This window comes from Acidobacteriota bacterium, from assembly GCA_026393675.1.
Lineage (GTDB): Bacteria > Acidobacteriota > Vicinamibacteria > Vicinamibacterales > JAKQTR01 > JBAXOX01.
On the sequence record JAPKZQ010000030.1, the window covers coordinates 1 to 25878 of the forward strand.

The 25878-nt window shown below is 65.0% G+C and carries 13 protein-coding genes and 1 tRNA gene; 6 read left to right on the top strand and 8 right to left on the bottom strand.

The window, feature by feature from the left end; all coding sequences use genetic code 11:
• Positions 1–251 precede the first annotated feature (251 nt).
• Together NT151_08070 and NT151_08075 are read left to right on the top strand one after the other, a co-directional pair.
• A complete protein-coding gene (locus NT151_08070; GenBank protein MCX6538874.1) occupies positions 252–2054 on the top strand; it encodes a M20/M25/M40 family metallo-hydrolase in 1803 nt (600 codons plus the stop codon).
• 563 nt (positions 2055–2617) lie between these two features.
• A complete protein-coding gene (locus tag NT151_08075; GenBank protein ID MCX6538875.1) occupies positions 2618–6523 on the top strand; it encodes a TonB-dependent receptor in 3906 nt (1301 codons plus the stop codon).
• A gap of 237 nt (positions 6524–6760) precedes the next feature.
• On the opposite strand, the gene NT151_08080 is transcribed toward NT151_08075, so the two are convergent.
• Positions 6761–8740 (bottom strand): tetratricopeptide repeat protein, encoded by a 1980-nt coding sequence (locus NT151_08080; protein MCX6538876.1) that lies wholly within the window; start codon positions 8738–8740, stop codon positions 6761–6763.
• A gap of 75 nt (positions 8741–8815) precedes the next feature.
• The gene (locus tag NT151_08085) at positions 8816–11044 is read right to left on the bottom strand and encodes a sulfatase-like hydrolase/transferase (protein ID MCX6538877.1); all 2229 of its coding nucleotides are present in this window, start codon (positions 11042–11044) and stop codon (positions 8816–8818) included.
• A gap of 205 nt (positions 11045–11249) precedes the next feature.
• Here NT151_08085 and NT151_08090 point away from each other — a divergent pair, with 205 nt between their 5' ends.
• The 4 genes from NT151_08090 to NT151_08105 all read left to right on the top strand — a co-directional run bounded on the left by NT151_08090 (position 11250) and on the right by NT151_08105 (position 20267).
• On the top strand, positions 11250–13061 hold the full coding sequence (locus NT151_08090; protein ID MCX6538878.1) for a hypothetical protein: 1812 nt from the start codon (positions 11250–11252) through the stop codon (positions 13059–13061).
• Between the two features lie 517 nt (positions 13062–13578).
• Positions 13579–17637, top strand: a complete 4059-nt coding sequence (locus NT151_08095) for a TonB-dependent receptor (protein MCX6538879.1) — start codon at positions 13579–13581, stop codon at positions 17635–17637.
• A gap of 448 nt (positions 17638–18085) precedes the next feature.
• Positions 18086–19999: a PAS domain S-box protein gene (locus NT151_08100; GenBank protein ID MCX6538880.1), complete on the top strand. Its 1914-nt coding sequence runs from the start codon at positions 18086–18088 to the stop codon at positions 19997–19999.
• 192 nt (positions 20000–20191) lie between these two features.
• A tRNA-Lys gene (locus NT151_08105) sits at positions 20192–20267 on the top strand.
• 224 nt (positions 20268–20491) lie between these two features.
• Here NT151_08105 and NT151_08110 read toward each other — a convergent pair.
• The 6 genes from NT151_08110 to NT151_08135 all read right to left on the bottom strand — a co-directional run bounded on the left by NT151_08110 (position 20492) and on the right by NT151_08135 (position 25875).
• Positions 20492–22876, bottom strand: a complete 2385-nt coding sequence (locus NT151_08110) for a tetratricopeptide repeat protein (protein ID MCX6538881.1) — start codon at positions 22874–22876, stop codon at positions 20492–20494.
• A 232-nt stretch (positions 22877–23108) separates the two neighbouring features.
• On the bottom strand, positions 23109–23288 hold the full coding sequence (locus NT151_08115) for a hypothetical protein (protein ID MCX6538882.1): 180 nt from the start codon (positions 23286–23288) through the stop codon (positions 23109–23111).
• Entirely contained in the window at positions 23273–24619 is a 1347-nt protein-coding gene (locus NT151_08120) for a class I SAM-dependent methyltransferase (protein ID MCX6538883.1), read from the bottom strand. The genes NT151_08115 and NT151_08120 overlap by 16 nt, the downstream gene beginning before the upstream one ends.
• Before the next feature lie 187 nt (positions 24620–24806).
• Entirely contained in the window at positions 24807–25076 is a 270-nt protein-coding gene (locus tag NT151_08125; protein MCX6538884.1) for a type II toxin-antitoxin system RelE/ParE family toxin, read from the bottom strand.
• Entirely contained in the window at positions 25077–25325 is a 249-nt protein-coding gene (locus NT151_08130) for a type II toxin-antitoxin system Phd/YefM family antitoxin (GenBank protein ID MCX6538885.1), read from the bottom strand. It abuts the gene before it with no gap.
• Between the two features lie 178 nt (positions 25326–25503).
• The gene (locus NT151_08135) at positions 25504–25875 is read right to left on the bottom strand and encodes a nucleotidyltransferase domain-containing protein (protein ID MCX6538886.1); all 372 of its coding nucleotides are present in this window, start codon (positions 25873–25875) and stop codon (positions 25504–25506) included.
• Positions 25876–25878: the final 3 nt, after the last annotated feature.

The window sequence follows — 25878 nt, forward strand, 5'->3', positions numbered from 1 at the left end:
CTCGGTGAACGTCGAGGGAAGCCGTATGCGGGAAATCCGCACGTACGGTTTGACGAGGGGTTGCTGGTCCGTGCGTGATTCCACGGCGGACTGGGGCCTACTCCACCCGGCTTGCGTGAGCGGGGACGCGGAGGAACCGTCGTCCCGACGACACGGCGCGAGGGGCAAGTCACAAGAAGAGGCAGTCAGTTGTCGCTGGACAGCGGACGATAGCGGAAAGACGAAAGACAGACGCGAGAAGGGAAACAGACATGACACTGAAGAAGAGGTTGCTGGTAGTCGGCATGACGCTGGCCATCGCCGGCGTGGCGGTCGCGGCTACCGTCTCGCTTGGCGCCGCCGGCGAGAACGTCAATTATGCCGATCTCGCCAAGATCAAGGCTGAAGGCATGCAGCGCTCCCAGGTGATGGAACTCTGCAGCTGGCTGTCGGATGTCTATGCGCCGCGCCTGACCGGTTCGCCGATGGCACAGAAGGGCGCCGACTGGACCGTCGCGAAGATGAAGGAGTACGGCCTCACCAACGTGAAGATCGAACCGTGGGTCAACCGGAACGGGTTCGAACGCGGATGGACCAACGACAAGTTCTACATGGCATTCTCGTCGGCCGACGGGAAGTTCCCGATCCCGGGCACGCCGACGGCGTGGACGCCTGGTACCAACGGTCTGGTCACCGGCGGCGTCGTGCTGGTGGCGGCCACAACCGAAGAGGAGTTGGCGACATTCAAGGGCAAGCTGCGGGGCAAGTGGATTCTGACGCAGGCGGTGCCGGATGTGGCCGCGTACTGGGATCCGATTGCGAAGCGGTATACGACTGAGCAGTTGCAGACGATGGAATTGCAGACGCCGCCGCCTCTGGAATTCGGCGTCACGCCTCCGGGCGCTGGCCGTGGCGGTCCGGGTGGCGCCCCGCAGGCGGCACAGCCGGGGCAACGGGGCGCGGCAGCGGCACCCGCGCAGCCGGGACAGCGTGGCGCAGCAGCAGCTCCCGCAGCGACACCCGCGCAGCCCGCGCCGGCTGGCGGACGCGGCGGTCAGGGCGCGGCAGCAGCCCGCGCCGCCTTCTTCTTCGCCGAAGGCGCACTCGGGACGATCTCCACCGCGCCACGCGGTCACGGCATCTACACAATCGGCGGTAACCGCAACGCCGATCCGGCCGCCACGCTTCCGGCTGTCGCCATTGCCGCCGAGCAGTACAACCGCGTCGCGCGCATGCTCGCCAAGAACGTCGCCGTGACGATTGAGGCCGAGATCAAGAATACGTTTTATCCCAACCCGGCCGTCTTCAACATCGTCGGCGAGTTGCCCGGCACCGACAAGGCCGATGAGATCGTGATGCTCGGCGGTCACTTCGATACGTGGCATGCGGCAACCGGCGCCACCGACGACAACGTGGGTGTCGCGGCGATGATGGAGGCGATGCGCATCCTGAAAGCCACCGGTGTCAAGTTGCGCCGCACGGTGCGCATCGGATTGTGGGAAGGCGAAGAACAGGGGTTGATCGGCTCTCGCGAATACGTCGCCGCGCACTTCGCGAGCCGTCAGGCGTTGCCTGCCGCACCGGGTGCGCCGGCCGCTGGCGCCGCACCAGCCGGTGGCGGTGGACGCGGCGGCCCGCAAGGTCCGCTCGAACTCAAACCCGATTACGACAAGTTGTCGGTGTACTTCAACATCGACAATGGCACAGGCGCGCTGCGCGGCGTGTACCTGCAGGGCAACGAAGCGGTGGCGCCGATCTTCCGCGAATGGATGGAACCGTTCCGCGCTCTGGGCATGACGACGCTCACGATTCGGAGAACGAGCGGCACCGACCATTTGTCGTTTGATAACGTGGGCCTGCCGGGCTTCCAGTTCATCCAGGATGAGATCGAATACAACGCGATGACGCATCACACCAACCTGGATACGTACGAACGGCTGCAGCCGAACGACGTGACCCGGATGGCGACCATCGCGGCAGGCTTCGCCTATCTAGCGGCGAACCGCGACGAAAAACTCCCGCGCAATCCGCTGCCGCCGCCGGGACAGGGCGGCCGCGGACGCGGGGGACAGTAGGCAGACGGAATTCCAGCGTGCGCCGGAATGACGACTGACGGCGTTGGTCTCCAACCGCTTGGATCCAAAACCCGGGATCATGGAATTCCGGGCCGGGTCCATCGGCACACACACCAGGGAACGGCTCGGATTCCATGGTTTTCGGGCCGTTTCCCAACCGCCAGTTCAGGGTCTGCCGACGGCGCCTTGGGCACCCCGCTTGCAGGTCTATTGGCAGGTCCGGTCGTGCACTCGCGCCCGGCTAGACCGAACACAAGTTCGGGAAATCCTCGGAAATACGATAGATCCCCGCGCGAGCGCGGTTGGAACTATCGTTTCCGAAATCCCGGATCTTGTCGTATGGTATGGCCACCCCGGGAGGCGTCTCCCCTGCCGGGTCGGTCCGATCGGCCCCCTGAGGAGATATATTCTTCGCATTGCTCGTGGATGGATCACGCGTCCATCCACGAGAGGCCGGCCAACGCGGCTCGGGGCTCGCCGCGATCGTCTGGTCATTCCCCAGTTGAACCGCTGGTCTCTTGCCTGCGGTTCACGAGTGTTAATGTTTCGCGGAGGAGGGATTCATGATGGCTCGGTTATTTAGGGTCACGATGGCATTGCTGCTCGTGACTATGGTGGCGGCGCTCAGTCCGCTACCGGCATTCGCGCAAGGCAGTGCGACGTCAACGATCTCTGGCACCGTCACCGACTCGACCGGCGGCGTGGTGCCTGGCGCGGACGTGACGGCAAAGAACAACGCCACGGGCGTGCTGCTCAATGCCGTGAGCGGATCAAACGGATCGTTCACGATTCCGGCCGTGTCTACGGGCACGTACACCGTGACGGTGAAGCTGATGGGCTTTAAGACGGCGGTGCTCAATGAGGTCACCGTTACCAACGCCGGCCCGGCCAACGTCAAGGCCGTGCTCGAACTTGGCGGACTCGAAGAAACCGTCATCGTCGCCGGGGCGCAGGAGATCATCCAGACGCAGGCGACCTCGGTGGCCCAGACCCTCAGTTCGCGCCAGATCGCGAACCTGCCGGTGCCCGGACGCGCGGCGTTCGACATCGTCTCATACATGCCTGGCGTCACCTCGACCGATGGCAGCATCCGAGGATCCCAGGTCAACGGGCTGCCGCAGAGCGCGGTCAACATCACGCTCGACGGCATGAACATTCAGGACAACTACGCCAAGACGTGGGATGGGATGTTCACCCGCGTCAGCCCGCGCCTCGACGCGGTTGAAGAGGTGACCGTGTCGACTGCGGCGCAGGGCGCCGACATGGCCGGCCAGGGCGGCGTGCAGATCAAGTTCGTCACCCGCTCTGGGACGAACAAGTACCAGGGCAGCGCCTACTACTACCTGCGGCGCGACTGGATGAACACCAACACGTGGTTCAACCTCCACCGCAACGTGACGACCGCCGGCGTGCCGACGAACAAGGCGGTGCTCGCGCAGTACCAGCCTGGCGGCCGCTTCGGCGGTCCGGTCAGGATCCCGGGTCTGTACGACGGCCGCGACAAGTTCTTCTTCTTCGTCAACTACGAATGGGTCAGCTCGCCTGGCACGTCCACGAACACCCGGACGATCATGAGCCCGCTGTCGGAACAGGGGCAGTTCCAGTACTCCGGTGGGACGGTCAACTTGATGGCGCTGGCGGCAGCCAACGGCCAGACGGCCAGGATCGATCCCATCGTCGCCAAGTTGCTCGCCGATGTTCGTTCGTCGACGTCCGTGGGATCGGTCGCCGCGACCACCGATCCGCTGACGCAGGCGTTCACCTGGCAGCAGCCGACCAAGGGCACGACCAACTACCCGACCGTTCGCGTGGACTACAACGTGACGCAGAAACACCGCATCTCGTTCTCGTATACGCGGAACCACCTGATCTCGGACCCGGACACGACCAACAGCTACACGCGAGTTTATCCGGGATTCCCGGTGCATGGCCTGCAGGACTCGGTCCGTTACACGGGCCAGGTCAACCTGCGTTCGACGCTGACCAGCAACATGGTCAACGAGCTGCGGCTCGGCGCGACAGGCGGGGCGACCGCGTTCGCGCCCGACTTGGCCCCGGGCATGTTCAGCGGTCAGACGGTCGGTGACATGAACGGCTACAACATCCAGTGGAGTAATTTCAGGAGCATCGTCAACCCGGCTCCGCTCTTTGCCACTAGCTCGCGTGAGGGCAAGACAAAGGTCGTTGAGGACACGCTCAGCTGGATCAAGGGCGCCCACGCGATGAGCATGGGATTCGGGCTCACCATGGCCCAAATCTGGTATTACCAGCAGCAATACGTGCCGAGCCTCGCTCTCGGCATGACGTCGTCTGGCGACCCGGCCGACGCGATGTTCACGACGGCGAACTTCCCGGGGGCGTCGTCCACCGACATCAACAATGCCAGATCCCTCTACTCGGTGCTGACCGGTCGCATCTACAACATCAACCGCAACGCTCGCATCGCGGGTGACGGCACGACGTTTAACATCCTCGGCGCGAGCAATCAGCTGGGCAACCTGCCGCAGTACGGCCTGTTTTTCAGCGACTCGTGGCGGTGGAAGCCGAATCTCACGATCAATGCCGGGTTGCGGTACGACTGGCAGTTGCCGTTCTACGCGACCAACAACAGCTACTCGATGGCGACGATGGCCGACATCTTCGGCGTCACCGGCACGGGAACCGACCTGGTCGTTGGATCGACGGTCACTGGCCTCGGCAACCTGTTCAAGCCTGGCACGCTCCAGGGCACGGCGACGACGTTCAAGCAGCTCGAAAAGGGCAAGCCGGCGTATGCCACCGACTGGGGCAACCTCGCGCCCAGCCTCGGGGCGGCCTGGACCATCGGGTCCGAGAACGGCGTGCTCCACGCCATCTTCGGCAAGCACGGCGACTCGGTGATTCGCGCCGGGTACAGCGTGTCCTACCAGCGCGGCGGGATGAACGACTTCACGGGAATCTTTGGCAGCAATCCTGGGGTGTCCATCGACGCCACGCGCAACCAGACCAACGGCAACCTTGGAACGCTTCCGGTGCTGCTGACCGGCAGCGATCTGGGCGCGCCGCCCATCCCCCTGACGCGTGTGTTTCCGATGGCGGTGCCGACGGCCAGCTCGGATGCCTACGCCTTCGATCCGAACATCAAGACGCCGCATTCGATGTCGTGGTCAGTCGGCTGGCAGCGCGCGCTGTCGAAGTCGACGTCGGTCGAGGCGCGGTTCATCCACACGGCCAGCTACGCCACGTGGACGCTCGGCAACCTCTCGAACATGAACTACAACGAACTCAACATCCTCGATAACGGGTTCTTCAACGAGTTCAAGGTGGCGCAGGCCAACCTGCAGGCCAACATCACGGCCGGCAAGGGCAACACCTTCGCCTACACGGGAGCAGCCGGCACCGCACCGCTGCCCATCCTGCTGTCGTACTTCAACGGATCGAGCGCGTCGACCGATACGACCAAGTACTCGGGCTCCAACTGGACCTCGTCGTCCTACCTGACGTCGTTGTACCCGTTGAATCCGAATCCGTATACGATTCCCACCTCGATCAGGGGCAACGCGACGATGCTGGCCAGCGGCGTCGCTTCGGGGCGTCCGGTCAACTTCTGGGTTGCCAACCCGGATGTGCGCAACGCCTATGTGGCCACCAACGGACCGGACACGTCGTACAACGGTATCCAGCTGGTGTTCAACCGCCGGTTCGCCAAGGGCCTCATGCTGCAGGCCAACTACACCTACGGGAAGGGAAACCAGTTCCAGTTCTACTCATTCCACAAACCGTGGGTGGAAACCGAACAGAACTACTCGAATTCGGGTGGCGGCAACGCGACCGGCAACGTCCGGCACGTGGTGACAGCCAACTGGATGTATGAACTGCCGTTCGGCCGGGGCAAGGCGGTGGGCGGCAACGCGGGTCCCATCCTCAACCGGATCATCGGCAATTGGAGTCTCCAGGGTGTCGTGCGCCTGCAGAGCGGACGCATGATCGACTTCGGGAACGTCCGGCTCGTCGGCTTCACGAAGACCGAGCTCCAGAACATGTTTAAGATCAGGATGACCGTGGATCCGAACAACGCATACCGGACACTGGTGTTTATCCTGCCGCAGGACATCATCGACAACAGTATCAAGGCGTACAGCATCACCGCCACCGGCTACGGCACAGCGGGCGCGCCGACCGGCCGGTACTTCGCGCCGGCCAACGGCCCGGATTGCATCGAGTCGATCGCTGGATGGGGCGACTGCGGCGCGCGCAGCGTCATCATCACCGGGCCGAAGGTGATCCGCGTCGACATGAACCTGGTGAAGCAGCTCGCGCTGGTCAAGGGCATCGCGCTCGAAGGCCAGTTGCAGGTGTTCAACGTGTTCAACCGCGTGAACTTCAACCCGGTCAGTGGCGTTGGCGGCAGCACCACGACCAACTACGAGGTGACAAGCGCCAACGACCAGTCGCGGACGATGCAGATGGCGATCAGAATCAGTTGGTAGCGGCAACGGCGTAGCGCTTCGACTCGCAAGTACGATTGCATGTTCTTGCGACCCGATCCGGTAAGAAATGCTCGCTCAGCGCTACGTCCTGAGTGAGTAGGTTCGTGACCGGACGCACGAATCGAAGGGCGTAGCGGGCATCGGAGCCCGCAGGGCCAAACCGCTCATGTTCGTGGACCCGGCCGGAACGTATCCCGGCCGGGTCTTTTTTTCGCGCGAGCATCAGACGGCTGCGCCCTATCGCTCGTGGCGCGTTAACTCGGCGATCGCGCCGCGAACCATTTCGTTGGCGGGATTGATGCGCAGTGCCTCCCGGAAGGCCTTGACGGCCTCCTCGGTGCGACCCGTCTTCGCCAGGGCCACGCCGAGATTGACGGCTGCGTCCTCGAAACCCGGACGCAACCGCATCGCCTCGGCAAACGCAGCGGCGGCTTCCTCGTATCTTCCCTGCCGTGCATAGACCATACCCAGGCACCCCCTTGCGTCAGCCGACGCCGGATCGAGCCGCACCGCTTCGTCGCACGCACGTCTGGCTTCCGTGGGCCTGCCCTGTTCGAGCAGCGCCAGCCCGAGGTTGGTGCGCGCCAGCACGTGGCCGGGCTCGAGGTGCAACGCCTCGGTGTACTGGGCAATCGCCTCGTCGAGCTTGCCCTGCCTGGCCAGGACCGCTCCAAGACCTACGCGGGCCCCCACATGGCGCGGGTTCAACCGCACGGCGAACGCGTACTGCGTGCCGGCTTCGGCGACCTGACCCTTCCGCATGCGCAAGAAGCCCAGGTTGTAGTAATACTCGGCCCCGGCCGGCGCGATCCTGATCGCTTCTTCGTACTGTCCAATCGCTTCGTCTAGTCTGCCCTGGCTGGCCAGCCACTCCCCCAGACCCGCGTGCGCCCGGTGATTATCGATCGTGACCTCGACTGCCCGCGTCCACAGCGCCTGGCTGTTCGCCCAGTGCCGGACTTGCGCGTGGGCCGCAACGGCGCACAGCATCACCACGACGATGGCCGCCGTGGCGAGTGCGACACGGGGCACGCGCCATCTTGCCAACAGGTCGGGAACACCCCACGACGCGATCAGGAAGACACCGATGAGGGGCACGTATGTGAAGTGGTCTGCCATCAACTGGTCGCCAGCCTGAAACAACCCGATGACCGGGAACAGCGTCACGAGATACCACAACACGCCCACGAGGACGTACGGATGGGTGCGCGCCGTTCTCGCGGCAGCCACGATGGCGCACGCCAGGCCAGCCGCTGCCACGAGCACCAGGCGCCAGTCGGGCAAGGCCGATGGGTAGGGGTAGAACGCGGCCAGGTTGATCGGGACGATGGTGAGGCCGAGATACGCGACGTATGACAGCACGGCATGCGACACGCGGTATGGCAGCGGGAGCGCCGCGAGTCCGCCGATGGCCCCAGCCTGCTGTTGCACGATGAAGGTCGCCACGCCCGATGCGAGAGCGACCACCAGGAGCGGGACTTTCTCGGCGAGGAGCCTACCGATCACCGCCCGCCCACCGTCGCTCGCGGCCCGGGTTCCTGGTGCTGTCGCGGCGCGAATCGGCCAGCGGCCGAGCGGCCACACGTCGAGCAGCAGCAGCACGAGCGGGAGCGTCACGATCATCGGCTTGGCTGCCAGCCCCAGCGCGAAGGCGCCGAGCACGGCGAGGTAGCGGCCCCAACCCGGCATCCGCACGTAGCGGAGGTAGGCGCCAAGCGTCACCATCCACAAGAAGGTGCTCAGTACATCCTTGCGCTCCGCGACCCAGGCCACCGACTCGACATGCAGCGGATGCACCGCGAAGAGCGCCGCCACGAAGGCGCTCCGCCAGCGCGCGCCGGTCATCTGCCGCAACAGCGCGAACAGGAAGAGCGTATTGGCCACGTGCAGGAGCAGGTTCGTGAGGTGGTGGCGTCCCGCATCCACGCCGTAGAGGCTCACATCCAGCATGTGCGAGAGCCACGTGAGCGGATGCCAGTAGAAGTCGCCGCCTGTCGTAAATGCCCACACCACGTTTGGCCAGGTCAGCCCGCCGAGCACGTGCGGGTTATTCGTGATGTACCAGGGATCGTCCCAGGAGACAAACTCGTAGCTCCACACCGGCGCGAACACGGCGACGGTGGTCGCGGCCAGGGCCACCGCGATCCAGGCGACGCGGCCATCCTGCGCGCCGCGGAGTGCATGAGTTTGGATCCAGGCGTCAGAAGAATGGACCACAACCAGGGAGGCCCTCCCGGACCGGTCCCGCGAACCCCTGTGAAAGTTCATATTCCTTGTCGCTGCGCCAACGCGTCACCGTCCCGATTGCAGCAGGCGCGATACCTCTCGCCGCTGGTTCGCATGGAGAGCCTGCGGCGCGGTCCGTAGAAACTGGTCGAGATACGGACGCGCTGCATCCATTCGACCATCGCGCGCCAGATTGACTCCCAGGTTGTACAGCGCCTCGTAGTTGGTCGAATCGAGTTGGACGGCGCGCGTCCAGGCCTCGTACGCGGTCTTGCGATCACCGCTTTGGAGGGCGGTGGTGCCGACGCCGGCGTGCGCACGCGACGAACCCGGCGCAACCTCGACCGCGCGATCGAAGTACTTCTTCGCGCCGCGGACGTCACCCTGCTCGAGCGCGAGCACGCCCAGGTTCTCGAGCGGAGCGCTGCTCCCCGGCATGACCGCGAGCAGGCGCTCGAACACGCGCCGCGCGTCCTGGGCGCGGCCGCCGCGCGCCAACGCAATGGCCAGCGCGTTCAATGTGTCGGCGTCCGCGGCCGGATTGCGCGCCAACGGATCGAGGATGCGGATCCCTTCCGCAATGTGGCCCGTGTCGGTGAGGTATTCGCCGAGCTGCGCGAGCGCTCGCGGGTCGGTCACGCCGTGCGCAATCGCGCGACGCAGCACCTCGACGGCGCCCGCAGCGTTCCCTTCCTGCCACAAGATGAACGCCAGATGGCGATACGCGACGCCCATGTCGGGGCGACGATCAATCACCTGTCGATAGATGTCCGCAGCCTCTGCGGCGCGCCCGTCGATGAAGGCATTGACAGCCCGGTGGATGGCGCTGTCGAGATCCACCAGCCGTTTCGGATCATCGGCCTCGGAGTACCGCGCCTTGGCAGGCGCCTCGCCGGAGACATACCCAAGCGCGCGCAGCCGGGCGGCTGCCTCCGAATCTTCCGTCACGCGCTGGCCGGGCAGCGCCGGTTTGAACGCGCCCAACGCGGCGGCGAGCATCCGATCGCGCTCCGGCGAGCGGCCGGCAAGGTTCAACCGCTCCGCGGGGTCGCTCGCCAAGTCGTACCGCTCGGCAATGGGCAGGTCGATAAACTTGTCACGACCCACCAGCACGCCGGTGAGCGGCGCCCATCCGTGATTGAGCATCCCCGACATGGCCTCGAAGTACGTGGCGCGCGGCGGCGATCCCGCATCCCGCTCTTCGCGGGGGAGCAGCGTTCGACCGGGAAGATCGGACGGCACCATCTGGCCGACCGCGTCGAGGATGGTCGGCAGGATGTCGACATGGCGTGCGGCGACCGATGAGACCTCACCCGTACGGGTCCGCCCCAACGACGACACCACGGACGAATCGGACGTTGCACCACCCACTTCCGCGATGATCAGTGGAATCCGCAGGGTGGATTCATAGGCGAAAATCCCGTGTGCTTCCTCTCCATGATCCCCGAGTCCCTCGCCATGATCGCCGGTCACGATGACCAGCGTCGGCCGCGCGGAGCGCCGCACATCGTCCAGCAACGGCGCAAGCGCTGCGTCGGTCGCCGCCACTTCGCCGTAGTAGGGTTGCCCGGCGTACTGCGTGTCGAAGGGCGGAGGCGGTCGATACGGCGCATGCGGATCGAACACGTGAACCCACACGAACCACGGCTGGGCCCTCTGCTCGCTGCCGTTCGCCCTTTGCCCTTCCCCTGCTGCCCTGCCCGCCCTGCCTGCGATCCAGTCCCGCGCCAGCGGCACCACCGCGGACGCCGGCCGCTCGGGCATGTTGAAGTCGGTCAGCCCGTGCTCGTCACCGAAGCGATCGTCGTAGACCTCGAATCCGACGTTCAACCCGAACCGGGAATGCAGTGGAAATGCGGCGACAAACGCCGCTGTCGCGTAACCGGCCTGCTTGAGCATGGTCGCCGCCGTACGCGCATCGCGAGGCAGGCGATATCCGCTGTTGTCCCGGAGGCCGTGCTGAAACGGATACTCGCCCGTGAGGATGCTCGCGTGCGACGTCAGCGTGAGCACGGCATGCGCGTGCGCGAAATCGAAGCGGACGCCCTCGACCGCAAGCCGGTCGAGCGCCGGCGTCACCGCCGGTCCGCCGTACGCACTGAGCGCGTCCGCCCGAAGCGTGTCAATGGTGACGAGGAGAACATTCTGGCCGCCGATCCGACGCAGATCGGCCTGCGATCGCCCTGACCGCAAGAAGACAGCCGCGAGTGCCGCGAGAATGACCATCGCGGCCCCGGCGGCCACGACAAACCTCGGCCCCCTCTTCTTAGCGCCTTCGTGTCTTCGTGATGGCATGTCTTACCACTGTGCCAACGCAACCACCAGCAGCACGCCGTCGTGCGTGCCCATCCAGGCGCCCGTCATGTCGAAGGATCCGGTGGGCGGACGCTAACACCTCGACCTCGTGGCGTCAACCGGATGTTCGGATGTTGTCACGGACAGCATTTTGTATCCACCCAACACGCCTGGCGCCACGGCAGAACAGGAGTATCATCGGGCCGTGCATTTCAAGCAATCCGGCCACACTGCCGCCATTCTGGTGTTCCTGGCCCTGTTTGTGACCCCGGCGGCTTGGGCCGCAGGTCCGGCCCCACAGAGCCCGGCCCGCCCGGGCGGGCCGCTTGTCACCGTCGACTTCCGGGCCGTGACGGGCGATTCCAGCCCGCTGATCGATCTGAAGGTTGCGGATGTGACGTTGAAGGTGGATGGACGCGAGCGGGAGATCCGCTCGTTCGAACTGATCCAATCTCGCGGCAAGTCCGGGGGCGCCGCTCGGGCCGCGATCCCGGCTCCGTTTGCGACCAATGCCCTTGCCACCCGACGCCGCGACACGCTGTTGGTCATCGACGACGAGTCGATTCAGCCAGGCGCCGAACAAACCGTCAAACTCGCGGCCGAGCAGTATCTGAGCAGCCTCGCTGCCGGAGATCGCGCGGGCGCCTTGACGGTGCAGGGCAGCGGCATCAACATGGGCTTGACCGACCAGCACGCCGCGATCCGATCGGCTCTGGCCGGCATGGTCGGCCGGGGGCGTCGTGCCGAAGCCGACGAGGACTCGGCGTGTCGGACACGCCGGGTTCTGGATGCCCTCGTCAGCGTCGCCGGCAACTTCCCGCCGGGCGGCGCGCCCGTCACGGTCCTCTTTTTCTCCACCGGGCTGACGGCTCCCGGCGTCGCGACACTGGCCACCATGCGCTCGAACTCGGTGAGCAATCCCACCGGCATGTGTGAAATCCAGGCCAGGGACTACCAGCAGCTCCAGGCGGCCGCGCTCACATCGGCTGTCAACATCTACGTCGTCGATGCGGCGGATACCTCGGCGTCGTCGCTGGGCGCCTCGAACAGGTTGCAGGCCGGGCTCGAACACCTGGCCGGGGTGGGCGGCAACCGACTGATTCAGCCGATCAGGAACGGCGAGCGCGACATCGCGCGCGTGGTCCGCGAGAATTCGGTGTGGTACCGCGCCGCGTTCGAACCCGACACCGCCGAGCGCAACGGCTCGACCCATCGCGTGGAACTGCAGGTCAAGCGGAGCGGCGTCGATGTCAGCGTGCGGCCGATGGTGCTGATTCCAAAGGCCGGAGGCCAAGCCGCCGCCGCCAAGGCGCCGGCGGCGCGCGACATGCTGCGAGAGGCGAAGGGGTGTCGCGACCTGGAACTCCGGGCGGCCGCGTTCGCCTCGCGGGAGGCCGGAACCGATAAGATCAAACTCGTCGTGCTGTTCGAGCCTGTTGACCCGGCGGTGGTGCTGAAATCGGCTGTCGTGGGGCTATACGACCAGAAGGGCAGGCTCACGGTGCAGGGAACGGCCGAGGCCGCCAATCTCGTGCGCAAGCTTCCCACGATCGCACTTCTCGCGAGCCCCGGGGTCTACCGGATGCGCGTGGCCGCGACCGACGCCTCTGATCGCGGCGGAACCGTCGATACCGACGTGACGGTGGCACTGACGCGCGCCGAGCCGCTGCAGCTGGGCTCGCTTATTCTCGGCCTTGCCGAGGCCGGGTCGTTTACCGGGCGGTTGACGTTCACCACCGAGCCGCTCGCTATCGGCTACCTGGAGGTCTACGGCGTTGGCAAGGCCGCGCAGTTGTCGGCCTCCGTGGATGTCGCGGAATCCGAGGACGGGCCGCCATTGGTTCAGGGGTCCACGAAGATCGTGGGCGAGGGCACCGATGACGCCCGTGTGATTCTCGGTGGCGTTCCGATTGGGCCGTTCCCGCCTGGGGACCTCCTGGTTCGCCTGGTCGTCAGCCTCGATGGGAAACCGGTCGGGCGTGCGATTCGTACGTTGCGAAAAGGCGAAGGGCGTTGAGCGCAGCCCTGGGATCGCCGGGCTCCAGCCCGGCATATAGGGTCTCTGGCTGACTTCTCGCTTTTTTCTTGTCACAGTCACCGCATCTGCCGTATGGTAAGCCCATTAATTCTGTTGTTTCATAATTGATTCACCGCCCAAGCCCTCCTAATTCCTCTGATTGGGGGCGAAACGCGCAATTCGGGTTCACGGTGGCGTTCCGGATAACGGGATCTGGACTCGTGTGCTCGCGGCGCGTTCGGCGGATCCGAACACTTGGATGCGCATGGGGTCCCGTGGATCCGGACGCTTGAATTTGCAACCGGTCCCGCGATCGTGTTTGTTGATTATCGAAGGATTCTGTCGAGTTCTGGCTGGCATGGCGACTGCACCGGATTGCGGCGGCGTTCAGCCACAGGCTCGTACAATAAGCTCGTTGTCGTCGGACTGAGTCGGACGAGCCGTGTTGTCGGCACGGCGCGTGGGGGTCGAAAAGAACAGTGGTCTTATTCGGCTGCGGGTCCAGGAGGAGGATTTCATGAGACGTAGTGTTGCTGTGGTGATGTGGGCCATGGTGCTGGTGGCCATGGTCATGGTGGCCAGTCCACCCGTGTTTGGCCAGAGCGGTTCGAACACGACGACGCTGTCGGGGTTGGTCGTTGACGCTCAGGGCGGTGTGATCCCGGGCGCTGACGTGGTGGGAAAGAACAACGCCACCGGCGCGACCGTCCGTGGGGTCACGGATGCGGCCGGTCGGTTCGTGCTTCCGCAGGTGCCTCCCGGCACCTACACGGTGACCGTCGCTCTCATGGGGTTCAAGACGGCCGTCGCGCCTGACGTGCAGGTGGTCTCCGCGACGCCGGCGTCGGTCAAGATGACGCTCCAGGTTGGCGGACTCGAAGAAACGGTTGTCGTGACCGGCGCCACCGAGATCGTGCAGACTCAGAGCGCGACCGTGTCGACCACCGTCGCGATCAAGCAGATCCAGCAACTGCCGGTCATCTCGCACACCGCGCTCGACTTCCTGGTGAGCCTGCCGGGCGTCGAGACCACGGCCCTCAACTTCCGCGGGTCGACCATCAACGGCCTGCCGACCAGCGCGATCGACATCACGCTCGACGGCATCAACGTGCAGGACAAGCGCGGGACCGAGGGGATGTTCATGTACATCCGCCCGATGATGGACTCGGTCGAGGAAGTCACGATTTCGACGTCGAACGCGAATGCCGGGGCCACTGGGGCGGGCGGCGCGACCATCAAGATGGAGACCCGGTCGGGCTCGAATCGGTTTACCGCATCGGCGTACAACACCTGGCGGAACCAGGCGGGCACCGGTGACGCCGACACGCTCACTCGGGCGAAGCATCCCGGCTGGCTCTGGGGCCTCAACACCCCGTACTGGTTCAACATCCGGGATATTCCCAAGACGGCCGCAGGCGACTACTACATCTCTGACGTCCGGGTGCAGACGCCCGGTTTCCGGCTGGGCGGCCCGATTTTCAAGGACAAGCTGTTCTACTTCTTCAACTACGAAGTATTCCTGTTGCCCCAGTCCATTCCCCGCACCCGCTATGTCCTGAACACGTCCGCGCAGGCCGGCCTGTTCACCTACCCGGCGGTTGACGGAAGGGGGAACGTGACGGTCAACCTGTACACGATCGCGGCGGCCAACGCGCAGACGACGACGCCGGATCCGGCCCTCGCGAAGCTCCTGACCGACATCCGGACGGCCATCACCGGGACGGGAGGCATTACCGCCTACGACCAGAACGTGGATAAGTTCGACTACGCTCCCAGTTCCACGCAGTTGCGGAAGTTCCCGACCGTGCGGATGGACTACAACATCACCAACGCGCACCGGATCTCGTTCACCTACCGGTACAACAAGTTCGACTCCACCCCGGACTTCCTGAACAGCGCCGAACCGCGGTACCCGGGCTTCCCGAACACGGGCGGCCAGGTCTCCGGCCGCTACATGTGGCAGACCAGCCTGCGGTCGACCCTCGGCAAGAGCATGGTCAACGAATTGCGCGTGGGCGCGCAGGACGCGACGGGCCTTGGGACCGTCTTCGGAGACGGGGTCAACTCCGGGCAGTTCAACTGCTCGGGCATCGGCTGCCAGGCCTCCGGGGGCGTGGGCTACAGCTTCGGGTTCCCGTCGACGACGTCGTCCGCTTTTCCGGTGAGCCTCTCGAGCGCCACCGCCTACGGTTCGCTAAGCGCCGGCGTAGCCAATCAGAGGTCGATTGAGGACAACTTCACGTGGCTGAGGGGTAAGCACAGCCTGAGTTTCGGCGGGTCGTACGGCGTCACCGCTATGCGGAACTACGGCGAGACGCCGTTTCAGACGAGTCTGACGTTTGGCACCGGCTCGACCGACACGGTCGCGTACGCCATGCTGGATCCCACCACCACGAACTTCCCCGGCGGCATCAACTCGACGTACGCCACCTATGCCCGAACACTGTATGGCTTCCTCACGGGCCGCGTTAATGGCATCGCCTCGACGTACTACCTGCAGCCGGACGGCACCTACATCGCCAACGGCGTTCGGACAAACGCGACCACCGCGAAGGACCTTGGGCTGTTCGCCAGCGACGCGTGGCGGTTGAAGCCGAACCTCACGCTGACGCTCGGCGTCCGCTACCAGGTGCAGCTCCCGATGACGACCGACGGCCTGTATTCGCGGCCGCAGACGTGGCAGATGGTCTACGGGGCCACCGGCGCCGGAACGGGTCTCTACGGTTCGGGCAACCTCTACAAGCCAGGCACGTTGACCGGCACCGCGCCGGTGGTCGTGCCGTATGAAAACAACCGGCCGGCGTACAACACCGACTGGAACAACGTCGCGCCGAGCGTCGGGTTTACGTATCGGCCCAACCTCAAGTCGTCGTTCCTGAGCACGATCCTGAGCAACGACCCGGTGTTCCGCGGCGGGTACGCGATTACGTACACCAGGTTGGGCACGGGATTCTTCGACTCCAACTACTCGGGCAACCCCGGCCGCAGCCGGGCGGGCGCCCGCTCTTCCACGGCCGGCACCCCGCTGCTCGGCTTCGACGGCTGGCCGGTGCTGCTGCGCGACGGGGCCAAGATGTACCCGTCGGCGGCGCCGGCTCCGCTGACCGGCAATTGGTCGCTCACGCCGGCCATCAACGAGTCGATCGACATCCACTATCCAAACTGGCCGGTCCCCTCGACCCACCAGTACAGCTTCGGGATCCAGCGCGAACTCGGCAAGTCGATGGCGCTCGACGTCCGCTACGTCGGCAACATCAACGTGGGCGGCTGGACCACCTGGAATATGAACGGCAGCGCCCAGTGGAGCATGCTCAAGGGCGAGAACGGGTTCTACGACGAGTTCCGGTTAGCACAGGCCAATCTCCGGGCGAACATCCTCGCGGGCAATGGCAACACGTTCGCCTACACTGGCGCCGCCGGCACCTCGCCGCTCCCGATCTTCCAGGCCTACTTTGCCGGCACTCCATTGACATCGGCGGCAAACCAGGTTCCGGCCAACTACACCTCGGCGAACTACAAGGCTTCGTCTTGGTACAACTCGCTCAGCATGTACAACCCGAGCCTCACCGGGATTTCAGGCACCGGCACGAGCGGGTTGCAGAACTCGATTACCACCGGGACGGGCCTCGATGCCAACCGCATCGCGGCCGGCCTGCCGGTCAACTTCTTTATGGCCAACCCGGCCCTGGCACTGGGGAATTCCTATCTGGAGACGACGGCGGGCAACACCAGGTACAACTCGATCCAGGTTGAACTGCGCCGCCGGATGAGCAGCGGGTTCCTCATCACGGGCAACTACACCTACCAGTTCAGCCGGCAGACCTGGACGCAGCGGTCGCTGCGCGAAGACTGGTTCTACATTCCCAGCGGCGGCGGCGCGGACCACACCCTCAAGGCAAACTGGGTGTACGAGCTGCCGTTCGGTCGCGGCAAGGCGTTTGGCAGCGGCGCCTCGCGTCTTGTGGATGGCTTCATCGGTGGATGGGAAATTGACGGCGTCGCCCGTATCCAGAGCGGCCCGAAGTTCAACTTCGGCGGCTACCGCCTGGTCGGCATGACCGACAAGCAGCTCCAGGACATGTTCAAGTTCTACCATGTGATAGATGCGGCGGGCCTCGAGCGCATCTACATGCTTCCGCAGGACGTGATCGCCAACTCGATCCTGGCGCTCTACACCCAGTCGGCGACCACCGCGACTGGGTACTCTGGAACGCTCCCAACCGGTGCGTACCTGGCGCCGGCCAGCGGTCCGGACTGCGTGCAGTACTTGGCCGGCCAGTGCCCGGGCACGGCGACCACGCGGCTCATTACCGGGCCGAAGTTCTGGAAGGTCGACCTCACGTTCGTGAAGCGGATTTCGATGTGGAAGAACCTGCGGCTCGAAGCCCGCATGGATCTCTTCAACGTGTTCAACACGATCAACTTCACGCCGACGGGCCCGTCCAGCGTGACCTCCACCACCGGCATGGGCAGCAGCGTGACCTCGTGGCAGGTCGTCTCCGCCGCCAATGACTCCAGCAACTCGCAGGATCCGGGCGGCCGGATCACGCAATTCGGATTGCGAATCACCTGGTAGCCGCAGCGGTGTAGCGGGCATCGGCGCCCGCAGGGCCAAACCGCCTGCTTTCGAGGACCCGGCCGGGATGACTCCCGGCCGGGTCTTTTTTTTCGTCCGGCTGCTTGGTCTCGCTCCCGACAGCGTCTTGCCATAAGGCAGGCGAGTCTTACGAGGTTCGTGTAGAATCTACCCTTCTTCCTTCTCAGGGCCCTTCTTGTTCCCCTCATCACAATGCCGGGCATGGATTCGTGACGCTCTCCAAGATCTGGTGTAACGCCTTTGATTGTGCGCACATGCGCGGACACGGGTAATCTCCACTGCACACCTGAGCCACCGCCTGGGCGGCTGACGCACACGGCAATAACTCTCATTCCATCAACCACTTAGCCAAACAGGGTGCCACCCCGTTGGCATGGCCCTTCCCTTGCAACATGGTCTACAAGATATGAAGGGATGCACTTACGCCATGACTGATCCTGTCGGAGCCCCCGCGGGCAATCGCCTCCAGGTTGATGCCGAGTTGTTCCGCACGCTCGTTGAGACCATGACGGACGCCATCGCGGTGCTGAGCCCTGATGGCATCGTCCAGTACAGCAGCCCGGCGAGCGAGCGGCTCAGTGGTTTTCCACAGTCCGAACGCATCGGACGTCACGTGCTGGTGCACGTGCACCCAGACGATGTACCGCGGCTGGCGGAACTGATCGCGCGAGCGCGCCGTGAACGTCTCCCATTCGAACGGGTCGAATACCGGCTCCGGCATACGGACGGGTCGTGGCGATACATCGAAAGTCAGGGCCGCAGCATGCGGCCGGCCGACCCGGATGCCTTCTGGGTGGTGGTCTCGCACGATGTCACGCACCGGCATGTGGCCATGCAGGCATTGCGCGAATCCGAGCAGCGTTTCGAATCGCTGGTGCAGCACGCCGCATTCGGCATCTACCACACCACGAAGGACGGGCGGTTCCTCGACGCCAATCCCGCACTGGTCCGCATCCTCGGGTACGAGTCGCTCGACGAAGTGCTGACGCTGAACATCACCACCGATGTCTGGTTGGACTCGTCTCAGCGTGAAGGGTTATTGCCAGATCCGTCCGGCGCCACGAAGGAGGTGGAGGTGCAGTGGAAGCGGAAGGATGGCTCGCCGATCACCGTCCGGCTGCGCGGCCGCGCCATCGGCGGGGATCCGGTGGTGTACGAGACGTTTGCCGAAGACGTCACCCAGCATCGCATTCTCGAGGAACAGTTCCGGCAATCGCAGAAGATGGAGGCCATCGGTCGACTGGCCGGCGGCATCGCGCACGACTTCAATAACCTGCTCAGCTCCATCCTCGGATATGCCGAGCTGTTGACCGAGCAGATCCCGGTCGGCGACCCGCGGCTCGACGATGTGAAGGAAATCCGGAAGGCGGGCGAACGCGCCGCGGCGTTGACGCGCCAGTTGCTGGCCTACAGCCGGAAGCAGGTGCTGCAACCGCGCCAGATCGATCTGAATCACGTGTTGACCGGTCTCGACGGCTTGCTGCGCAGCACAGCAGGACGCGACGTCGACGTGCAGATCCACCTGGAGGACGGGCTCCCGAAAATCACGGCCGACCCATCGCAGATCGAACAGGTCATCACCGACCTGGTCGTCAACGCCCGCGACGCGATGCCGGACGGCGGGAAGCTTGAGATTGAAACGGCCACGGGCGTACTGGACGCCTCTTCGGCCAGCCGCCGGCCCGTCGTCGTGCCGGGACAGTATGTGATGCTCGTTGTGAGCGACACGGGCAAGGGCATGGATGCCGACACGAAGGCCAAGCTGTTTGAGCCCTTCTTCACGGCGAAGGATCGGGGACGAGGCAGGGGGCTCGGACTCGCGACGGTGTACGGAATCATCAAGCAGAGCGGGGGGTACATCTGGGCCTACAGCCAGCCTGGCATGGGCACCACGTTCAAGATCTTTCTGCCGGCCGCGACGTCGACGGGGATCGTGGTGCCGGCGAGCACGGCGCCAGTTCCACAGGACGGGAGCGAGACTATTCTGCTCGTGGAAGACGACGAACCGGTGCGCGAACTGGCTGGCCGGGTGCTCCGCAGATTCGGCTACCAGGTGCTGATGGCCGGCAACGCCGCGGAAGCGGAAAAGGTCTTCGAACGCCACGCGGATCAGATTCAACTGCTTCTGACCGATATCATCATGCCGCAGACGAGCGGGCTGGAGCTGGCGGGCCGTCTCAAGGCCCTCAAGCCCGGCCTCCACGTCGTCTACATGTCGGGCTTCACCGAGGACGCGTTTGCCAATCGAGGTCCGTTCGATCCCAAGGTGACACTCATCAACAAACCATTCACGCCGGAGCTGCTGGCGACCAGGATTCGCCAGGCACTGGATCGGGGATGATCAGCGACAATTTGATCTGCACACCCGGCAAGAAACATCCGACGCCGAACAGGGCCTGATGCCGAGCGCGGCACAATCTCGCATCGTGGATGTTCTTGTCGGCAAGCGCGCGCGTTCTGTATAATAACAAGTCCCGGTCGTTGAGACCGGGGCCGCCGACACGACCTGCGGTCGGCGATGACACTTCAGAGTGGGCCGCTAGCTCAATTGGCAGAGCAGCAGACTCTTAATCTGCGGGTTGAAGGTTCGATTCCTTCGCGGCTCACCAGCCTTCGCTCGGCTTCGGATTCCATCACACTCCTCGCCGAGCTTCGGCTGGCTTCGCCAGCTCGTCCACTTCCACATCGACAGTGACGAACACAGGCGAAGGCTGCGCGCCGAAGCGACGGGAGGACTGGCTCAAGCCGGACCGTCGCGAAGGCGGACCTCACCCACCGCCGTTCCATCCACCGATCGCCTACGCGCTAGAGGGGGCGTCCCGGCCCGCGTCTGCTAGCGATTCCTGGCGGTCGCGGCCCGGTACGATGCGAGCCGCGCACGGAGATCATCGACCAGTTGCCGATCGCCGGTCTTCACGGCCACGTCCAACGCCCGTCGTGTCGACTCGATCGCATCCGCGATTCTACCCGTCCGCGCATAGATCAGGCCGAGGAGCTCGAGGACCCGCGGGTTCTGTCCATTCGAGAGAGCTACTGCCTCCTTGGCGTGCGGAAGGGCCTCTTGTGGTCGGCCTGCCATGAACAGGGCGAAGGACAGACTCGTTCGTGCCTGGGCGTCCCGCGGAAGGCTCTGGACGGACTTGAGCAGGAGTGGAATGGCCTCACTGATCCTGCCACTCTGGCTCAGCACGCTGCCGAGACCCGCTTGCGCCTCGGGGTAATCGGGACGCAGGGCCAAGGCCTTCTTGAACTCGCTGACGGCGTCACCCGCCTGGCCGCTCTGGGCCAGGGCCGACGCCAGGTTGAGGTGCGCATAGGGGTAGTCCGGGCTCAAGCTGATCGCGGTGCGGAACTGCGCCGTCGCATCCGCCACGCGTCCCGCTGCGACGAGCGCAATGCCGTAGCTGTTGTGGACCTCCGCGTCGCCCGGGCTCGACTCCACGGCCTGCCTCAGGAGCGACAGCGCCTCCTCGCTCCGACGGGCGTCCAGCGCCTCTGAAGCGAGATCGATGAGGCGGTAGTACTCGGCGACCGGCGCGTCAATCTTGAGCAGTCCGCCGGGCGGGATGTTCACGAACTCGGGGAGGTTCACCGCGCGGTTGGCCGCGGTGCTGTTCTCGACCACGATCGCCGGCGTGTCGTTGCCTTCGGCGTCGATGTGCGTGAGGAACATCTCGGTGTACGGCGAGCGGCTCTTGGAGGAAAAGACCATCCAGCGTCCGTTGGGGGAGAAGCTGTGCCAGGAGTTCATCAGCCGAGTGTTTGCGCGCATCTGGCGCGCTTGGCCGCCCTCGGCTGGAACGATGTAGAGCCTTCCGTCAGGACGCATCAGCAGTCCATTGTGCGCCTGCACGAAGACGATCCAGCGTCCGTCGGGCGAGATCTTCGGGAAGCTGTTGCTCATGCCGTTGGCCGAGGCGCCCGCGATCGGCGTGGGCTTGCCCCCCTGGCCGTCGTTGAACGGGATGCGGTAGAGGTCGTACTGGATCTGCGTCTCGTTGGGATCGTTGGCGTAGGTGGCCAGCTGGTCCCCCGGCGGATACGACGCGCGCGCCTTGGCGCGAGCGAATACCAGGAACTTCCCGTCGGGGCTCCAGGTGGCACCGGTATGGACGTAGCTCGGGTCGTCGGCGCCGGGCAGCGGCTTCAGCATGCCGGTGGCCTTGCTGTACCAAGCCAGGATCCCGCGCGTCGGGTAGAACACCTGCAGGAAACGGTAGTCCGTGAAGTTGGCCACGTAGTAGTTCTGGCGCAGGTCGTCGGGACTCAGCCGGCGCTGGTAGTCGGTTTGGCCGCGGCCGGGATCGCTCATCATCGTCACCACGTAGCGGCCGTCCGGCGAGACCTGCGACATGAAGGCCACGCGCAGCTTGCCGCCCAGCTTGCCGCGGAAGGTGCTCCATTCGATGACGTTCTCCTTGCGGATCGCGGCTTCGGGCTGGATCGGGAACAACGCGTAGAGTCCCTTGTTGTTTCGCGGTCCGTCGACGTCCAGCCCCATCATCTTGCCGTCGCGGGAGACCGAGTGGCAGTTCGTGCAGGTGTGGAGGCCCTTCATCAGAACACGACTGCCTGGCTCGGCCAGGTTACGCAGGCGCCAGGCAATGAGGGGTATAGCACTCTTCTCGAGCGGCTGGATCACGCCACGCTCGCCTGCCGAGGGCCGCAGCGGGACGTCTCGATAGAGGACGGGCGCGCCGACCGGGTCCGTCGAGACCTGAATCGTGGCCTGTCCGCGCGACACGGCCCGCCGCAGCCACGTGCCGCTGTAGCCGGTGATCGTGAGGACGGCAGGGCTGCCGGTCGCGATCCGCTTGATCGACTCCCACGTCGCGGCGTCCGGTTTCCAGGTGTGCGCCGCGGCGCGCTCTGGCGCGAGCTCGGGGAGCTTATTCGTCGGGCCGATCGCGTCCTGGTCGATTTCCCCGATCTGTGGCGGCTCGCCGCGCGAGGTGGCGTGCACAGACGGAGCGTTCCCGCCGCGGGCGCCGACATCGATCGTCCAAATCTGGGCGTTCTGACTCGCGTCACGCCACTCGAGAGTCGGCGGCACGAAGTCGGGCGGGAAGAGGGCGCCCTCTTGGGGGTAGACCAGCGTGATCTGGCTGTGTGGCTGCCCGGACCAGAGCCGCGTCACGGCGGCGGCGCCACCGACGGCGATCACGATCACGGCGATGACGGCGTAGATGACCCTTGTGCGGCTCAGGAGCGTCGACATGAGAGGGATCCTACCTCCTAGGTCGGGTCGTGCGCCAGCGTCGCAACTGTGCTGCACGAAACACGGCACTGCGTGTTCTGGGTTCTCCGTTGAGGGGCGGCGCTGTCGGCATGGTGCGCCTCCTCAAGCGTCGACCAGGCCGCCCTCTCCGTTCTCGCCGAGGCTCCGAAAGCGCTTCTCCCGGCATTCCGGGGAGATGCTGTGCGAGAAGGCGGCCTCACCGCTTCCTTCATCACACCGTCGCGCTACGGTCGGCTTCGCCAGCAGTGACTCGCGCGTGAGCGGCGCAGGTCGAGCAATCGTCGGCCTCGGCGTCCCAGAAGTACGCGGATGGCGATCGGGCAGAGCCGATCTCGATCATGCCCACGATGTCGTCGTGTGCCGGCGCCCATCGATTCAACCACTGGAGCATGTCTTTCGGCGACTCGGGGTGGCGAATCGCACCGTTTCCGGGCGCACGCCTCGTTGGACGAACCAGGTCTGACCCTCGTGGACCAAGTCGATCTCGGCCAGGTAGTCACCCGTGTCGGCGGGCACTTGGATGTCGAGCGACAAGACGGTGGACTGGCCAGGCCCGAAGAACGCCGGAAACGACACGCGCGGATTGTCGTAGGTGACAAGAATCACGTTGGACTGTTCGACGCGCGACAAGTGGTAACTCAGATAGACGGGCATCGCGCCGACGCTCGACCAGCTCGCGCGACCTCGGTTCCGTACGCGCACCGGGACCTTCAGCCTGTCAGCGGGTTCCGCGCTCTGGTCCAGAAGCGGCTCGACCGAGAGCACGGCGTCGTAGTAATCGGCAAAGAGCGCCTCGCGTGCCTGCGACAGGCTGATGAACGCGGGGGGGCGCCCGCCGGCGGGCTTTCGGTAGATAGCGTTGAACGAGTCGGCCAGGAGAAACGTGACCAGCTCGAGCCCGGCTGACACGAACGCGAGGTGCCACTCTTCCAGCAGATACACGTGTTCGTTGATGCCGCATGCTGACTGATCCGCGCCGAAGTCGAGCTTCCGTGCCGCGTCGAGACAATACGGCTCGACGAACCCGAGGCGGCCGCCGGGCTTGAGCACGCGGGCGATGTTGTCGGCCAGCAGTTGCAGCCGCCCCGTGTGGTGCAGGGCATTGAACGCGGTGACGCCGTCGAAGCTCGCGTCGCCGAACGCGCGGGCGTGCATATCGGCGTTCACGCGCGCATAGCACGGCCCCGACTCCTCGAAAATCGACGCGACCGGCAGGTGGTGGTTGATGTCGATGGCGACGGCCTCGAATCCCCGCTTCGCCAACTGCGAGGTCGACCACGTCAGGTCGGCTCCGATGTCCAGGATACGGCCACCGGACGTGCATCCGAGGTTGGAGACGATGTAGTCGAAGGCCGGAGCACATGCGGCGACGTTTGAGAAGTAGCCAGGCTCCTGGTAGTAGCGCGAACCGTTGCCGTACGGCAGGGCGAGGATGGCGTCCTTCAGCGCGCCGGTTGCCGTGGCCAGGTTGTCGAACTCGTCGTTGATACCGCCTAGCCGCGCAATGTGTTCGGTCTCGGCCACCGCAGCCCGCTCAGACACGACCGCTCCGTCCTGCTGTGCGGCCGCCATATAGAGCACGCCGTCACGAACCGCGTGCCTTGTGCCACAGTTGCCGCATGCGAGAGCGTCAACGGGCGTGCCCGACGGCGACCAGCGGCTCTCGCCGCACACGACACACGTCAGACACGGCAGCAGACGTTCGAGCGCGCTGGTCATCATCGGCGTCCAGATTCTGACTCATCTTCGACAGTTTGCGGCCCAAGGGGCCGTATGAGAGCCCGATTACCCGGGCCCATGGAATGGGGCGGCGGAGGCCAACCGCCCCGACGCCACGCTCTCCCCGCTGCGAAACACCGCTCAGTGTCGGTCGCACGGGCCTGGGCCGTTCTGGATCGACGTGTCTGCGTCAACGCCGCCGCCGGTACACCTCGCGCCGATGACCGACGGCGAGGACCAGCACGAGCAGTTCGGCGCCACGGACCTCATAGAGCACGCGGTAGTCACCCACGCGCAGCCGATAGACGCCGTGGACGCCGGCCAGCAGCTTCACCCCTGCCGGCCGAGGCTGTTCCTGAAGCGCCAGGAGTCGCGCGTCGAGCCGGGCTCGGATGTGTACTGGGAGCGCCAGAAATGCTCGCTCAGCAGACGGCGTAAAAACCAACCGATAGCGGGCCACCTATGCCAAGCCGGCCTTGCGCCGGACCTCCTCGTAGGGCACGCGGCCACGCTCGCGACGCGCCTTCCGGGCTGCCTGCGCGTCGTCCTGGTCTTCGAGGACTTCCAGTCGAGCGAGGTCGTCGACGGAGACGAGCGCCGCGACGGCCTTGCCGTGGCGTTCGAGGATAATCCGCTCGCCTCGATAGGCCACGCGGTTGAGGGTGTCGCCGAAGGTATCGCGCACGGCCGTGGCAGCCAATCTGATCATGGGTGTACTTTACCCGTTTCGTACGTTTTGGGCAATTGTCTCGTGCCGACGGTTGGCATCAACGCCCGCATCTCTCCGCCATCGTCTGCCCTCGAATCTTGACTCCCTCACTGACGCCCGCAGCGTTGCACGCAGAGATGCTCGGGGAGACGAAGCGATCGGCGATCGCGCATTTTTCTCAGTGTTTGCACGGGTAGAGACGGACGGAGACGGCCGAAAGAGGGGCTCTTAATCTGCGGGTTAAAGGTTCGATTCCTTCGCGATTCGCGGGATATTCGATCGTGCCCACGTAGTTCCGGCGCCACGCGTACTCGGAATGCGATGTAATGAGAAGGTCGTAGTCTGTCGGCACCGAGCCGATCGCAACGCGCATGTCAACGACGATGGCTCGGGTGGCAGGCTGTCGATCGGGCAGCACGACGAGGATGTCGAGGTCGCTGTCCGGGCGCGCATCGCCGCGCGCGTGTGACCCAAATAAGATGATCCGTTCCGATTCCCATGCGCGCAGTACCGGGATGATGCTCACCACTCCGCCCAGAGAGACCGCCACGAC

Coding starts and splice junctions, on each gene's coding strand:
- NT151_08070 (MCX6538874.1), top strand. CDS start 252: ATGACACTGAAGAAGAGGTTGCTGGTAGTCGGCATGACGCTGGCCATC.
- NT151_08075 (MCX6538875.1), top strand. CDS start 2,618: ATGATGGCTCGGTTATTTAGGGTCACGATGGCATTGCTGCTCGTGACT.
- NT151_08085 (MCX6538877.1), bottom strand. CDS start 11,044: ATGCCATCACGAAGACACGAAGGCGCTAAGAAGAGGGGGCCGAGGTTT.
- NT151_08095 (MCX6538879.1), top strand. CDS start 13,579: ATGAGACGTAGTGTTGCTGTGGTGATGTGGGCCATGGTGCTGGTGGCC.
- NT151_08100 (MCX6538880.1), top strand. CDS start 18,086: ATGACTGATCCTGTCGGAGCCCCCGCGGGCAATCGCCTCCAGGTTGAT.
- NT151_08110 (MCX6538881.1), bottom strand. CDS start 22,876: ATGTCGACGCTCCTGAGCCGCACAAGGGTCATCTACGCCGTCATCGCC.
- NT151_08115 (MCX6538882.1), bottom strand. CDS start 23,288: ATGCTCCAGTGGTTGAATCGATGGGCGCCGGCACACGACGACATCGTG.
- NT151_08120 (MCX6538883.1), bottom strand. CDS start 24,619: ATGATGACCAGCGCGCTCGAACGTCTGCTGCCGTGTCTGACGTGTGTC.
- NT151_08130 (MCX6538885.1), bottom strand. CDS start 25,325: ATGATCAGATTGGCTGCCACGGCCGTGCGCGATACCTTCGGCGACACC.